Genomic DNA, 14777 nt, shown 5'->3' on the forward strand with positions numbered 1-14777 from the left:
AGGTGTCTCTTGCCCCATCGGCTGAGGATTGCCTGTCCGCTCGGTATCGAAGCGCCTAGTCCAACCACCCCCCCCCCCCGGTTATCCCAACCCAGCCCGCGTTACTAGGGTGTGGACGTAGCGTGTCACGGGGAACTGGGGGAAAAATGAACAAGCCGATGGCGAGCGTGGGGCTCGACGCGGACAATTTTTGGAGCTACAAGCGCACGCATGGTGATGCGGACTGGGTCGAACGCCCCAGCTACCTGCCGATCCTGGGCGAGCGGATGGTCGACTGCTTCACCAAGCACGATCTGAAGCCCTCGGTCTTCGTGGTCGGCGCCGACGCCGCTGCCGCCGACGGGCCCGACTTCGTCGGCCGTCTCGTCGAGTACGGCTGCGAGATCGCCTCCCACTCCTACGAGCACGAGCCCTGGCTGCACCTGTACTCCCCCGAGAAGTTGCGTGACGAGCTCAAGCGCACCGAGGACGCCCTGCAAGCTGCCGGCGCGCCGAAGCCCCGCGGTTTCCGCGCCCCCGGCTTCGCCATGTCGCCGGACCTGATGCGCGCCCTGGTCGAGCTCGACTACGACTACGACTGCTCGGTGCTGGCCACCTGGATCGGCCCCTTCGCCCGCCAGTACTACCTGCGCACCAACAAGGGCCTCACCAAGGAGGAGCGCAACGACCGCAAGGCCCTGTTCGGCTCGCTGTGGGACGCCGCCCTGCCCAACAAGCCCTTCACCTGGAAGGCCCCCTGCGAACACGGCACCGCTGGCGTCCAGAGCCCCGCCGTCCAGCTGACCGAGGTTCCCGTGACGGTGTTCCCGCTCGTCCGGGTGCCGATCCACGCGTCCTACGTCATCTACCTCTCGGGCTACTCGATGCCCGTGGCAAAGGCCTACATCAAGGCCGCGCTGGCCTTCTGCAAAGCCACCGGCACCCAGCCCTCGCTGCTGCTGCACCCGCTCGACCTGCTGGACGGCAAGGACGCCCCCGGCCTGGAGTTCTTCCCCGGCATGAACATGCCGCTGGGCAAGAAGCAGGAGATGCTCGACTTCGTGCTGGACGAGTTCAACAACGCCTTCAACCTGGTCAACGTCGCCAAGCACGCCGAGAGCATCAAGGGCATCCCGGTCAAGGAACGCTCGATCGACCTGCTGGCCCGCGGCCGCGAGGCCTGAGCAAGGATGAGCACGCAGACAAGCTCGAACGACGTCGTCCTCGTCCTCGGCACCCGCCCCGAGGCGATCAAGCTGGCCGGCATCGCGCGTGCCCTCGGGAAGCGCGGCCGGGTGGTGCACACCGGCCAGCACTACGACGCGAACATGTGGGGACGGGTGCTGGACGACCTCGCTGGGGTGCAGGTGAGCGAGCACATCGAGATCGGCGGACGCAGCCGTGGTGAGCAGATCGGGCTCGCCGTGCAGGAGCTCACCCGCTACCTGACCGAACACCCGGCCCGCGCCGTCGTCGTCCAGGGCGACACCAATTCGACCCTCGCCGGCGCGATCGCCGCCAACACCTTGGGCATTCCGGTCGTCCACGTCGAGGCCGGGCTGCGGTCACACGACCGGGGCATGCCCGAGGAGATCAATCGCATCCTCGTCGACCAGGTCGCCGAGCTGTGCTGCGCGCCGGTGCAGGCCAACGCCGACCAACTCGCGCACGAGGGTGTCGCGAGCGAGCGCATCGTGCTCACCGGCAACACGCTGGCCGACGCGATGGTCTCGCTGGCGGCCACCGACGACGAACTGGCCGAGGTGATGGCCAAGTACGGCGTCGAGCGGGACATGTTCGTGCTCTCGACGATTCACCGCGCCGGCACCGTCGACGACCAAGCGCAGCTCACCGCGCTGCTCGACGGCCTCGCTGCCGTCGCGAAGCGCACCACCGTGCTGCTGCCGCTGCACCCGCACACGCGCAAGAACATCGACGCGTGGGGCATCGGTGACCACCTCGACGACATCACGATCATCGAACCGCTTCCGCCCAAGGAGTTCATGGCGCTGGAGCAGACCGCCGGCCTGATCATCTCCGACTCCGGCGGCGTGCAGGAGGAGGCCTGTCTCTTTCGTCGTCCGCTGCTGGTGGTCCGCGACTCCACCGAACGCCCGGAGCTGCTGGACGGGTGGTGCCGCCTGCTCGGCGACGACGACCCGGTCGAGACCCTGACCCAGGCCTGGTACGTCTCCGCCGGCTGGCGCGAACAGCTCGCGCACCGCGACTTCCCGTACCGCACCGAGGCTGTCAGCGACGAGATCGTCGCCGAGATCGACCGGCGCTGGCCCGCCCGGGAGCGCACCGCGTGACGCTGTCGTACGTGCTGATCGGCCTGGCCGTCCTCTCCTACGGCGTGGACGGTGTCCTGCTGACGAAGGGCTCCCAGGCCGACGGCGGGGCGCTGCACTCCAAGTTCTGGTGGTACGGGACGATGCTGCAGGGCGTCGGCTTCTTCCTCACCTTCGCCGCTCGCACCGACCTGCCGCTGCTGTTCGTGCAGGCTGCGTCGGTCGCCGCGCTGGCGGTGACCGCGCTGCTCAGCCAGTTGCTGGGCATGCACCGGCTGCGCTGGCTGGACGGGCTGGCCATCATCGGGATGATCGCCGGCCTCACGATGCTGGGCATGTCCACGCAGCCGGGCCCGACCACCTTCGTCCACCCCTGGACCGTGCCGGTGCTGTTCGCAGCGCTGGCCGCCAGCCTCGGCTTCCTGTGGGGCCGATGGCCAGCGGCGTGGTTTGGGCTTCTGGGCGGTCTCGGCTTCGGAACCAGCGCGATCGGCGCCCGACTGCTGGCCTCCAGCCCGGGACGGGTGTTCTGGCACTTCTGGGAATGGAGTACGACCGACTGGGTCCACGCCCTGCTGGTCCCCGCCGGGCTGGTCGTCGGCCAGGTCTTCCTCACCAAGGGGCTGGCAAGGCGCCCCGCCGTCACGGCGCTGGGCGCCATGTACCTGGCCAGCACCGTGTGGCCCATCCTGGTCGGGCTGGGGATGCTGCACGAGAATCCACGAACAGGCACCGCTCCGCTGGTCGTTCTGGGTACGATCATCACTCTGGCCGCGGCCCTCCGTCTCGTGCGACAGGGCGCCGCCAGCAACTGACCGTTCTCGAGGGGCGACGATGGCAACACTGTGTCCTTTGTGCCTGCACGTGGGCCGCGATGAACTGCGCCCTGCCAGCAGCCGCGACTACCAATACCTGGTCTGCCGCACCTGCGGCGCAGGCCAGATCGACCCGATGCCGGACGACCTGCGCAGCCTCTATGACCAGGGCTATTTCGTCGACGGGGGGTCCCGCGCCGGCTACGCCAACTACGAGGCGGACGAGGAGCTGCACCGCCGGACCGCAACAGAGCGCATCGCCCGGCTCACCGCCGCGCTCGGCCCCGGTGCTCGTCCGGGCTCTTTGGTCGAAATCGGCTCGGCGACCGGTTTCGGCCTGCTCGAGGCTCAACGGGCCGGATGGCAGGCCGTCGGCGTCGAGATCTCCGAATGGGCCGGCAACCGCGCGCGGGAGCGCGGAGCGAATGTCGTCCACACTCTCGAGGAGGTGCCGGACGCCCCCCACGATGCCGTCGCCTTCTTTCAGTCGCTTGAGCACCTTCCCGACCCGGTGGCAGCGTTGAAGCGGTCGGCCGAGCTGCTGCGCCCGGGCGGGGTGCTGGTCTGCGAGACCTGGGACGCCCGCTCTCGCACCGCGCGGCTGACGGGATCGCGTTGGCAGCAGCTCAGCCCTCCCTCCGTGCTCTGGCTGTTCACCGAACAGGCCATACGGGCCGCGGTCGAACCCTGGGGGCTGGAACTGACCAGCTGGCGCCGGACGGGCAAGAGCGTGAGCCTCGCCACCGTGGTGGGCCAGTCCCTTCCGGATGGAAGCCGGGCAAAGTCCTTGCTGGACGGGCGCCTGGGTCGCGTCGCCATCCCGTACCCGCTGGACGACCTCGTCACCTTCACCGCCGTCCGCCGCTCCTGATGGCCTTCTGAGAAGTCCATGGGAAACTTGGGTCGGCGGTGCCCTGCGCGGTTGCTTTGACTAGTCTGTGAACCGTTGACGCTTGCTCCCGGGGGAGCGGCTCGAGGGGGTAACACATGTCCACGGTTCGCGGAACGGCTGGCGATGACGCACGGGCAACGGGATCTTTCGTGATCCCCTGCTTCCGCGAGGAGGCAACGGTTGCGCGCACGCTGCGCGAGATCGACAAACTCGCTCAGTCAAAGAACCAGTTCGACTGGGAGATCATCGTCGTCAACGACGGGTCGGACGACGACACCCTCGGCGTGGCCACCCGCGCCGCCGAGGCGCTCTCGACCCCCGTCCGGATCCTGTCCCACCGCCGCAATGCCGGCCTCGGCGCCGGCATGCGTACCGGCATCACCGCATCCACCGGCGATGTCGTGGTCGCCGTCGACTGTGACCTGTCCTACTCGGTCGATGACATCGCGCGCCTGATCGACACCTGGGCCGAATCCCACCCGCACATCGTCATCGCCTCCCCCTACATGGAGGGTGGCGCGTCCGTCCGCGTGCCGCGGCCGCTCGCCGTCCGGTCCCAGGCGGCGAACAAGTTCCTCAACTTCACCGCCTACCACGACGTGAAGACCCTCACCGGCATGGTGCGCGCCTATGACGGGCCCTTCGTCCGCGGGCTGACGCTCAAGGCCGAGGGCCCCGACGTGATGGTCGAGATCATCTACAAGGCGCAGGTACTGCGCGCACGAATCGTCGAGATCCCCGCGACGCTGTCCTGGGCCGGCCTGGAACAGCGCGTCTCCCGCTCGGCGCTGACCTCGACCACCTCGCGACTGACCACCTACCGGCAGCTGATCAACGGCTACCTGTGGCGTCCCTTCTGGGTCCCGCTGCTGATGGGCCTGTTCTTCGGCGTCGTCGGCTTCATCCTCACCCTGACCGGGCACCTCGGGTGGGATGGCATCGCGACTGCGTCCTGCACCCTCGCCGTGGCGCTGACCGTGATGTCCCTGATGAGCCTGCAGTCGAAGCGCTACTTCGAGGAGTTGTACAACATGGGCTTCGGCATCCGGCGTTCGCTTCCGCAGGAGCCCATCCGGACACCATCGATCGAGACGCGCATCGACGCCGCAAAGTCGTGGGTGCCCTCGAATGTGCCAGACATTCCCGAATGGAACGGCGCCTCCGCGGCTCCCGAGCCCTTCGACCAGGTCAAGGTCTTGCACTGACGCCAGCCCGGGTCCCTCAGCAGCGGCCGAGGGCCATCTCCTTGGCGTACCCACCGAGCTGGTAGAGCACCTGGTAGCGCAACCAGTTGGCCTCCATGGGCCAGTGCACGCCAACCACTGGAATGTCCTGGCCCAGGCAGCGCTTCATGATGAATCGTGTGCGCGCAGCGTGGACGTCGACGGTGACGATCGTGAAGGTGGTCCAACCGTGTTTGGCTGCCAGATCTCGAAGGTTCTGCGCCTCACCTCGGGTGGTTGAGGGGTTGGGCGGAAAACAGTAGACCGGCCATCCAGCGTCCTGGCCGCAGTAACGCTGATCCCACGAAGGGTTTGGCGTTGACAGGACGAGGTTCTTCGCGACGCCTTGGCTCATGAGCTCCTTGGCGTAGTCCACACGCCACGTATCCAAGGGGCCGAGCACGAACAGCACGTCCACCTGTTCGGTTGGCACGGGATCGTAGTGAGCGTGGTAAACGACCCGCTGCGCGAACTGGTGCAGGCCAACGCCAGCGACCAGGGCAAGCACCAGGGTGATCCCCGCAAACCACCGCACCCAATGCCGTCGAGGGCGCTCCCGTCGAACCAGCGTCACAGTGGCGGGGGCAGGGCTCTGCGTCACGTCCCTCACGTTACCCCTCAGGCAATGGACGAGCCCTCGCGTGTCTGGTCTACTGTGACGCCATGAGCACAGTGCTGGGCATCGACATCGGTGGATCGGGCGTCAAGGGCGCCCCCGTTGACCTGGGGACGGGTGAATTCGCGGCGGAGCGGCTGCGGATCGAGACCCCCGCCGAGTCGACCCCCAAGAATGTCGCGAAGGTCGTCGGCCAGATCGTCGACCACTTCGCCGATCAGCTCGGCGACGGCCCGGTCGGCATCACCGTCCCGGCCCCGGTGGTGCACGGGATGATCCCCTTCATGGCGAACCTCGACAAGAAGTGGAAGAAGCTCGAGGCCGAGAAGTTCTTCTCCGACGAACTCGGGCGCGCGGTGACCATCGTCAACGACGCGGACGCGGCCGGCGTCGCCGAGGTGCAGTTCGGTGCTGCCAAGGGCGCCGAGGGTGTCGTCATCATGACCACCTTGGGTACGGGCATCGGCACGGCGGTCATCAACGACGGCGTCCTGCTTCCGAACACCGAGCTGGGCCACATCGAGGTCGACGGCAAGGACGCTGAGAAGCGCGCCGCCGCCTCCGCCCGCGAGCGCGAGGGCCTCAGCTACGACGAGTGGGTGCCGCGTCTGCAGCGCTACTACGAGACCCTCGAAATGCTGCTGTGGCCCGACCTGTTCGTCGTCGGCGGTGGCGTGTCCAAGAAGGCGGACAAGTTCCTGCCGCAGCTGAAGCTCCGTGCGCCGATCATCCCCGCCAAGCTGCAGAACCAGGCTGGCATCATCGGCGCCGCCTGGCTCGCGTCCGAGCACGCGTCCAAGTAGTCCGTCCACGCTCTGTTTCCGCTGATCAGTCCCCTGGGTGCCGGATCAGTCCCCGTCGATTGGGGCTGATGTGTTCCTTCGGGGACTGATCGGGTGAAACTGGCGACGGACGGAGGACTCAGGCCAGGTCGAGGTCGACCATCAGCTCGGTGGCGATGGCCTCCAGCGCCTCACGGACCGCATCTGGCTCCACGCCCTCGGGCAGCCTGATGCGGGCGTCGGCCTCGAACAGCGTCCCGTCGCCCATCGGCGCGGCAACCGTGTCGGTCGCCAGCTCGTCGATGGTGATCCCGAGACCCGCCAACGTGCGGGCGACCTCGCGGACGATGCCCGGCCGGTCCTGACCGACGAGGTGCAGCGACAGGTGGTCGCCGTCAGCATCCGCGGGAGCATCGGCGCGGGTGACCCGTACCTCCAGCGCGCCGAGTTCGTCCATCGCGTCCACCAGCTCGTCGACCTTCGCATCGTCCACCTCGACGAGCACGATGCCGGCGAACTTGCCGGCCAGCCGGGCCATCTCGCTCTCGAGCCAGTTGCCGCCATGGTCTGCCACCGCGCTCGCGAGGGCGGCCACCAGACCTTCCCGGTCGTCCGCGACTGCCGTCAACACCAGCTTTGCCATGCGGCGAGCCTATCGGTCACCCACGGTGGATGGCTGCTGGGTGGGGTGGGCACTCCCATGATCGGCCTGCATCGCCAGCATCCCGACCAAGGGCATGCACAGCGTCAGGAGAACACCAGCGATCACATTGCTGAGGGTTCGTCGCGACGGCATCGGGACTGCCTTCTCGAGGCGGGGCTCCAGAGCCCTCGCCCGCGTCTGGGAGTGGTTGCCTCCATGCTGCCCGACAACTTGGACGCCCGTCCATCCCTTGCAGGGTTGGGGACCCCAGCTGGCTCCCCATGTCTCGCTCAGGCGGTCCAGAGTTGCACCCAATCGATGCTGAAAGGTCGCCCCACTCCAGTCCCAAGTATGACGTTCATCCCGCGTCGTTCCGCTTCAAGATCGAATATCCCGAAGCTAACGTCCGAACGTTTGTTTGAGGTCGAATCTTCCACCATTTCGGGTAACACACCATCGACCGTCCGCCGTACAGACCTCAGTTCAACGCCGTTCAAATACCATGAAAACTTCTCGGCGGACCAAAGGCAGCCTACAACCTGCCACTGGGAAAAATCACTGCCTGTGGCTGTGCTGACGTTGGGGTTCCGAAAGTGAGACTCGACCGTTGGGGTGCGCCAGACATGGACCGTGCCTCCGAACACATCTGACGGGTTACCAGACTCGAAGAAGTCCAGTTCCGCGTACCCCTCGCCCCCCACCGTGTTGTCGAACAGCGACTGGCTTACGGACCAGAAGGCAGGCCAAGACATTCCCCCACCCTGGACACCCGCGTGTCCGGAAGGAAACTTGATTCGCGCTTCGAAGTAACCCTGGCCGAAAGTCTGTCCCGCACGAGTATTCGGATCCATCGTCGCCAGCTGCATGTTGAAATTGCTTGTCAAGGGGGAGATGGTCAGCACTGACTCCCGCACCTCGATCGCCTCCCGCGGGGTATCAGACATGTTCCAAAGGTGCACACCAGATGGGTACCAGATGTACCCATTTTTGCCAGTGCAATTCATGTCGATGGTCGCAAGGTCATCGAAATCATCGAACAGGACGCGATTGGTAAAGCCTGCGGCCGCCGCAGGTGGAGGGACGTCCCTCACTCGCCCATAACCAGTGGAATCACGCTCAGATCGGTCCCCGATTAGTGCGACCACCCCCAACCCGGTGAGGGCCGCAGCCAAGGTGCGGCGTGTGGCTCGCGGGCGCGCCTCGGCCTCAATTGGATTGGAGTTCACATTGAGAGTATATGGCTGAGCCAGAACGAAGTAAGTTTACGCGGGACACATCACATACGCTCGGGTGCCTCGATGCCCAACAGGTCCAGGCCCTTGGCGAGCACCTTGCGGGTCAGCGCGCACAGCCCCAGCCGGGACGCCCGCACCTCGCCCTCGCTCTTCAGCACCGGGCACTGCTCGTAGAAGGACGCGTACGCGCTCGCCAGCTCGTACAGGTAGGTGCACAGCTTGTGCGGGGTCAGCGCCTCGGCCACCTCGTCAACGACCTCGCCGAAGCGCGACAACAGCAGTGCCAGTTGCTGCTCGGCCGGCTCGTCCAGCACCGTGATCGGCCCAACGGCCAGCCCCTGCGCGTCGGCCGTCCGCAGGATCTGCGCGCACCGGGCGTGGGCGTACTGCAGGTAGGGGCCGGTGTCGCCGGTGGTCTGGGTCATCCGCTCCGGGTCGAAGACGTAGTCCTTCTGCAGCCCGGACGACAGGTCGGCGTACTTGATGGCGGCCAGCGCGATCTCGGGTGTGGCGTTCTGTTCGGCCAGGTCGAGCAGGTCCGACAGCTTGAAGGCCGACCCGTCGCGCGACTTCAGCGGCTTGTTGTCGTCGCCGAGCACCATGCCGTACCCGATGTGCTGGGCCTGCACCGAGTCGGGCAGGTAGCCAGCCTTGCGGGCGGCGGCGAAGACCTGGGCGAAGTGACCGGCCTGACGAGCGTCGGTGACGTAGATGATGCGGTTGGCGTCAAGCTCGCGCACCCGGCGCCGGATCGCCGCCAGGTCGGTGGTGGCGTAGCCATAGCCCCCGTCGCGCTTGCGAACGATCAGCGGGGCTTCGAAGCCGTCCACGAAGACGCACAGGGCACCGTCGTCGACCACCGCGACGCCGGACTCCTCGAGCTCCTTGACCAGCACGGGCAGGTCGTCGTTGTAGGTGCTCTCGCCGGCAAGGTCATCGTCGGCCAACAGGACGTTGAGCCGTTCGTAGGCCTCGTTGAAGCCCGGCTTGGAGATGTCGACGAGCTGCTTCCAGATGCGCAGCGACTCCTCGTCCCCACCCTGGAAGGTCGAGACCCGGGCCCTGGCGCGGGTGGCGAAGTCGTCGTCCGACTTGAAGTGGGCGGCGGCGCGCTTGTACAGCTCGTCCGCCTCGGCGAGGGTGAGCGAGGACGCGTCGATGCCCTCCTCCAGGATCTGTTCGATCAGCATGCCGAACTGGGTGCCCCAGTCGCCGATGTGGTTCTGCGGGATGACGGTGTCACCCTCCGCGGTCAGCACCCGGTTGAAGCAGTCACCGATGATCGTGGTGCGCAGGTGGCCGACGTGCATCTGCTTGGCGACGTTGGGTGCGGAGTAGTCGATGACGACGCGCTGCGGCTGCTCGGTGAGGGGGATGCCGAGGCGCTCGTCTTCCAGCAGCTCCTGCGCGGTCCGGGCCAGCACGGAGGCCTTGATCCGGAAGTTGATGAAGCCCGGGCCAGCGATCTCCAGCGGCTCGCACAGGTCGTCCAGTTGCAGCTTCTCGACGATGGACGCTGCGACCTCGCGCGGCGGACGTCCCTCGGCCTTGGCCAGGCGCAGCGCGACATTCGACTGGAAGTGGCCGAACTGCGGCTTGGTGGCCGGACGCATCTCGGGGTCGACGCCGGTGACGGACTGGACGCGTTCGGTGAGCAGGGAGGGCAAGGACGACATGGGGCACATTCTTTCACGGGCACCCGTCGGCTCTTCGCGCATGGCGAAGGGGCTGGTGGCCCGCTGCCATCGGGCGTTGTATGGAACCGAACGCATGGAACTGAACCAGGAGGAGACCATGACACTCGACCTGTTCGCGGACGCCTTCGGACGCGCCGCCGAGAACCTGCCCCCGACCATCACCGGCCTCACCACCGACCAACTTGCCTGGCGACCGGCACCGGGCGCGAACCCCGCCGGCTGGTTGGCCTGGCACCTCGCCCGCGTCGAGGACGAGCAGGTGGCCGACCTCGTCCGCAAGCTCATCGATCCCTCAGCCGCGACCGTCTGGGAGCAGGGCTGGCGGGATCGCTTCGCTCTTCCCTACGCCGCCGACGCGCACGGCTATGGCATGTCGGACGAACAGGTGGATGCCTTCGGCGCCACCGACCCGAGCCTGCTGCTCGGTTACTACGCCGACGTCCACGGCGCCACCCTTGCGGCGCTGGACGCCTTCGACGCCCACCCGGGTGCGCTGGACCGTGTCGTCGACACCGGCTGGGATCCGCCGGTCACCGGTGCGGTGCGGCTGGTGAGCGTCCTGGACGACGTCGCCCAACACGTCGGACAGCTCGCATACCTGCGCCACCTGATCGAGGCTCAGCGGTCGGCGTAAGGCATCGCCAGCCCTGTTTCCCCCAGCCCGCGACTAGGGTCGAACCCGTACTCAACCGGAGGTAACACCATGACTGTTCCATTCCTCACCCTCAACGACGGCGTGAAGATCCCCCAGCTCGGCTTCGGCGTCTGGCAGGTGGCCCCTGCCGAGGTGCAGCCCGTCGTCGCCAAGGCCCTCGAGGTGGGTTACAACCACATCGACACCGCTGCCGCCTACAACAACGAGGAGGGCGTCGGACGCGCGATCGCCGAGTCGGGCATCGCCCGCGACGACCTGTTCGTCACCACCAAGCTGTGGAACGACTCCCACAAGAAGGACGACGCCCGCAAGGCGATCGAGACCAGCCTCGAGAAGCTCGGCCTCGACCACCTGGACCTCTACTTGATCCACTGGCCCGCCACGAAGAAGTATGGCGACGCCTACATCGAGGCCTGGGACGCCATGCAGGAGTTCAAGGCCGAGGGCCTGACCCGCTCCATCGGCGTCTCGAACTTCCACGCTGCCCACCTGGACGCCCTGAACGGCGCCACGCCCAGCGTCGACCAAGTCGAGCTGCACCCGACCTTCAACCAGGCCGAGCTGCGCAAGGTGCTCGACTCCCGCGACATCACCACCGAGGCGTGGAGCCCGCTGGGCCAGTCGAAGGACCTGGAGGACGAGAAGATCGCGCGCATCGCGTCCGAGCTGGGCGTCAGCCCGGCGCAGGTGATCATCCGCTGGCACCTGCAGCTGGGCAACGTCGTGATCCCCAAGTCGGTCACCCCGGAGCGCATCGCGTCCAACTTCGACGTCTTCGGCTTCGAACTGTCGTCCGAGCAGATGGACGCGGTGAACTCCGTCGACTCCGGCAACCGCCTGGGCGCCGCCCCGGAGGACGCCGACTTCTGATCCGACAGGCCGACCCTGCGACGCGGTTACACTCGCGAACATGAAGATCGCCGTCGCAGGGCTCGGCTACGTCGGGCTCGCCAATGCCGTCATCCTCGCCCAGCACCATGACGTGACTGCCGTCGACCTCGACGCTCGTCGCGTGCGGCTGGTCAACGAGGGCAAGGCACCCATCGCCGATGACCTGCTCGAGCAGTACCTGGCCGAACGTGAACTCTCCCTCACCGCGACCACCTCCCAGAACGCCTACGCAGGCTCCGACTACGTGATCATCGCCACGCCCACGAACTACGACGACGTGAAGAACTTCTTCGACACCTCGTCGGTCGACCAGGTCATCGACACCGTCGCCCGCACCGCGCCCGAGGCGACCGTGGTCATCAAGTCCACCATCCCGGTGGGTTACACCGCATCGATGCGGAACAAGTACCCCGACCTGGAGATCTTGTTCAGCCCAGAGTTCCTGCGCGAGGGCCGCGCCCTCTACGACAACCTGCACCCCTCTCGCATCGTCGTGGGCGGCAGTGGACCCAAGGCTGAGGCCTTCGCCGAGCTGCTCCGCGCGGGCTCCCTGGACGAGGGCACCCCGGTGCTGCTGACCGGCCCGACTGAGGCCGAGGCGATCAAGCTGTTCGCCAACACCTACCTCGCGATGCGCGTGGCGTACTTCAACGAGCTCGACAGCTACGCCCTGCGCAATGGGCTGGACACCCGACAGATCGTGGACGGCGTGGGCCTTGACCCGCGCATCGGGTCCCACTACAACAACCCCTCCTTCGGTTACGGCGGCTACTGCCTGCCGAAGGACACCAAGCAGTTGCTGGCCAACTACGACCAGGTGCCGCAGACCCTGATCAAGGCGATCGTCGACTCCAACGCCACGCGCAAGGACTTCATCGCCTTCGACATCCTCGCCAAGGCCCCGCGAGTGGTGGGGATCTACCGACTGACCATGAAGACGGGCAGCGACAACTTCCGGTCGTCCTCCGTGCAGGGCATCATGAAGCGGATCAAGGCCAAGGGCATCCCGGTGCTGGTCTACGAGCCCACCCTGGACGAGCCGGAGTTCTACCACTCGGAGGTCGTCAAGAGCCTGGACGACTTCAAGCAGCGCTGCGACGTGATCATCGCCAACCGGCAGGCTCCTGAGCTCGCCGACGTCCCCGACAAGGTCTACACCCGGGACCTGTTCGGTTCGGACTGACAGGTTGAAACCTGAAGAATGTCTTGTCACGGTCTCGCAACCAAACATCACAAACCAGGTGGCCCGCACGGTCAGAACCGCTGGACAGACGCGGTTTCGGGCCTCTTCGACGGTCGTCCAGGCCCCTCGATCTGGCGGCCTGCTGAGAACGAGGGAGGGAGCCATGGCCCCCACTCTCGCTACAGTGAAACCCAGTTGGTTGTCGGGGGGCAATCCGAGTTCGGGCATGGGATCCTCCCTGCGACCGATGCGTTCGAGCGAGTCTCGAGCATGCAGGCAGACGTCACTCGGGGGAATTGACGCTGGGCCGAACCGTGGCCTGGCTGATTGACCACCCACCAACAGGGGTGGAGACATGCTCTTGAAACAACAGATCAGCCCGAGCAGGCTGATGATCCCGCGCCGGATTTCACACCGGTCGCGCACGATTGCGCCGTGGTTGTTGATCGCCGCCGACGCGTTGACCGTCACGCTGGCGACCCTGGTCGCGCTCACCTTCCGCAGCCTGGTGCCCGGATTCCAGTCCGATGGCGCCCTGCGCATGAGCGCCACCTACCTGTGGCCGCTCGGTGTCATCATCTGGCTGGTCTCGCTGGCAGCCGCGGGCGCCTACAGCGACAAGAATCTGGGCGCCGGCACCGACGAGTACTCGCGCGTGCTCAACGGCTCGCTGCTGGCCGCCGCCTTCGTCGGCATCTGCTGCTACCTGACCAAGTTCGACCTGGCCCGGGGCTTCTACGTCCTGCTCTTCGCGATCGGCACCCCCCTGCTGGTGCTGACCCGCTCGTTGCTGCGCCGTGCGATCCACATCCTGCGCCGGCACATGTGGCTCACCCGCCGCGTCGTGCTCGTCGGCAACCCGCAGCACGTCAAGGAACTGCAGTCGGTCACCCAGCGTGAGAACTGGCTCGGCTACTACCTCGTCGGCGCGCTCGTGCCCGCCGGTTCGGACACCTCCGACCTCAGCCTCCCGGTGCTCGGCACCCCGGAGGACACCATCAACATCGTCGAGTCCCGCGATGTCGACGCGGTGATCTTCGGCGAGGGCGCCTTCCCGTCCTCGCGTGGCTTCCGCCGGATGGCGTGGGCGCTGGAGTCCCACGGCGCGCAGATGATCGTCGCGCCCGCCCTGACCGACATCGCCGCCCAGCGCATCCAGGTGCGCCCCGTGGCCGGCATGCCGCTGGTGACCGTCGAGCCGCCCAGCACCCAGAAGGCTGGACGCTGGATGAAGCGCGCCTTCGACGTCGTCGGCGCTGCGCTGGTGCTGTTGCTGACCAGCCCGATCCTGCTGGCCACCGCGATCGCGATCAAGCTCGACGACGGCGGCCCCATCCTGTTCAGCCAGACCCGCGTCGGCCGCTACGGCGAGCACTTCCAGATGCTCAAGTTCCGCTCCATGGTGACCAACGCCGAGGAGATCTTGAAGACCCTGCAGAACCAGGGCCCGAACTCCGTCATGTTCAAGATGGAGAAGGACCCCCGCATCACCAAGATCGGCAACTTCATCCGTCGCTTCTCGATCGACGAACTGCCCCAGCTGTGGAATGTGCTGCGAGGTGACATGTCGCTGATCGGTCCGCGTCCGGCGCTGCCCCGCGAGGTCGCCCAGTACGCCCCGCACGTCAACCGGCGCCTCGAGGTCCGTCCGGGCCTGACCGGCCTGTGGCAGGTCTCCGGCCGTTCCAACCTGAGCTGGGACGACACGGTTCGCCTGGACCTGTACTACGTCGACAACTGGTCGATGCCCCAGGACCTGTCAATCATGGCCCAGACCGTGAAGGCCGTGCTGTTCAGCAACGGCGCCTACTGAGGCACCAGCAACGAGGCACCAGCAACGAGGCACCAGCAACGCAAACCGCGCCGCCACCCTGT

14 protein-coding genes are annotated in these 14777 nt (G+C 66.7%); 10 read left to right on the top strand and 4 right to left on the bottom strand.

Annotated elements, in window-relative coordinates:
* The first annotated feature begins 266 nt into the window (after positions 1-266).
* The 5 genes from ABD089_RS13350 to ABD089_RS13370 all read left to right on the top strand — a co-directional run bounded on the left by ABD089_RS13350 (position 267) and on the right by ABD089_RS13370 (position 5182).
* Entirely contained in the window at positions 267-1163 is an 897-nt protein-coding gene (locus ABD089_RS13350) for a polysaccharide deacetylase family protein (protein WP_386769737.1), read from the top strand.
* A gap of 6 nt (positions 1164-1169) precedes the next feature.
* The gene (gene wecB / locus ABD089_RS13355) at positions 1170-2291 is read left to right on the top strand and encodes a non-hydrolyzing UDP-N-acetylglucosamine 2-epimerase (protein ID WP_343886951.1); all 1122 of its coding nucleotides are present in this window, start codon (positions 1170-1172) and stop codon (positions 2289-2291) included.
* Entirely contained in the window at positions 2288-3085 is a 798-nt protein-coding gene (locus ABD089_RS13360; RefSeq protein WP_343886952.1) for a hypothetical protein, read from the top strand. Before wecB ends, ABD089_RS13360 begins: the two co-directional genes overlap by 4 nt.
* 19 nt (positions 3086-3104) lie before the next feature.
* The gene (locus ABD089_RS13365; protein WP_343886953.1) at positions 3105-3956 is read left to right on the top strand and encodes a class I SAM-dependent methyltransferase; all 852 of its coding nucleotides are present in this window, start codon (positions 3105-3107) and stop codon (positions 3954-3956) included.
* 116 nt (positions 3957-4072) lie between these two features.
* Positions 4073-5182 carry a glycosyltransferase family 2 protein gene (locus ABD089_RS13370; RefSeq protein WP_343886954.1) on the top strand — a complete coding sequence of 370 codons (1110 nt, stop codon included), beginning with the start codon at positions 4073-4075 and terminating at the stop codon, positions 5180-5182.
* A 16-nt stretch (positions 5183-5198) separates the two neighbouring features.
* Here ABD089_RS13370 and ABD089_RS13375 read toward each other — a convergent pair whose 3' ends face one another.
* Positions 5199-5708, bottom strand: a complete 510-nt coding sequence (locus ABD089_RS13375) for a YdcF family protein (protein WP_343886955.1) — start codon at positions 5706-5708, stop codon at positions 5199-5201.
* A gap of 155 nt (positions 5709-5863) precedes the next feature.
* Between ABD089_RS13375 and ppgK the strand changes: the two genes are divergently transcribed.
* Positions 5864-6619, top strand: coding sequence for a polyphosphate--glucose phosphotransferase (gene ppgK / locus ABD089_RS13380; RefSeq protein WP_343886957.1), 756 nt, complete (start codon positions 5864-5866; stop codon positions 6617-6619).
* 118 nt (positions 6620-6737) lie between these two features.
* Here the strand turns inward: ppgK and ABD089_RS13385 are convergent, their stop codons facing one another.
* The 3 genes from ABD089_RS13385 to argS form a co-directional block, all read right to left on the bottom strand.
* Positions 6738-7241, bottom strand: a complete 504-nt coding sequence (locus ABD089_RS13385) for a glycine cleavage system transcriptional repressor (RefSeq protein ID WP_343886958.1) — start codon at positions 7239-7241, stop codon at positions 6738-6740.
* 290 nt (positions 7242-7531) lie between these two features.
* The gene (locus ABD089_RS13390; protein ID WP_343886959.1) at positions 7532-8467 is read right to left on the bottom strand and encodes a LamG domain-containing protein; all 936 of its coding nucleotides are present in this window, start codon (positions 8465-8467) and stop codon (positions 7532-7534) included.
* Between the two features lie 50 nt (positions 8468-8517).
* A complete protein-coding gene (gene argS, locus ABD089_RS13395; RefSeq protein WP_343886960.1) occupies positions 8518-10152 on the bottom strand; it encodes an arginine--tRNA ligase in 1635 nt (544 codons plus the stop codon).
* Positions 10153-10246: 94 nt separating this feature from the next.
* Here argS and ABD089_RS13400 point away from each other — a divergent pair, with 94 nt between their 5' ends.
* The 4 genes from ABD089_RS13400 (at position 10247) to ABD089_RS13415 (ending at position 14715) form a co-directional block, all read left to right on the top strand.
* Positions 10247-10807, top strand: a complete 561-nt coding sequence (locus ABD089_RS13400) for a mycothiol transferase (RefSeq protein WP_343886962.1) — start codon at positions 10247-10249, stop codon at positions 10805-10807.
* 69 nt (positions 10808-10876) lie between these two features.
* A complete protein-coding gene (locus ABD089_RS13405) occupies positions 10877-11698 on the top strand; it encodes an aldo/keto reductase (RefSeq protein WP_343886963.1) in 822 nt (273 codons plus the stop codon).
* 40 nt (positions 11699-11738) lie between these two features.
* Positions 11739-12902, top strand: a complete 1164-nt coding sequence (locus ABD089_RS13410) for a nucleotide sugar dehydrogenase (RefSeq protein ID WP_343886964.1) — start codon at positions 11739-11741, stop codon at positions 12900-12902.
* Between the two features lie 355 nt (positions 12903-13257).
* The gene (locus ABD089_RS13415) at positions 13258-14715 is read left to right on the top strand and encodes a sugar transferase (RefSeq protein ID WP_343886966.1); all 1458 of its coding nucleotides are present in this window, start codon (positions 13258-13260) and stop codon (positions 14713-14715) included.
* Positions 14716-14777 lie beyond the last annotated feature (62 nt).

The organism is Luteococcus sanguinis, assembly GCF_039527675.1.
GTDB classification, from domain to species: Bacteria; Actinomycetota; Actinomycetes; order Propionibacteriales; family Propionibacteriaceae; genus Luteococcus; species Luteococcus sanguinis.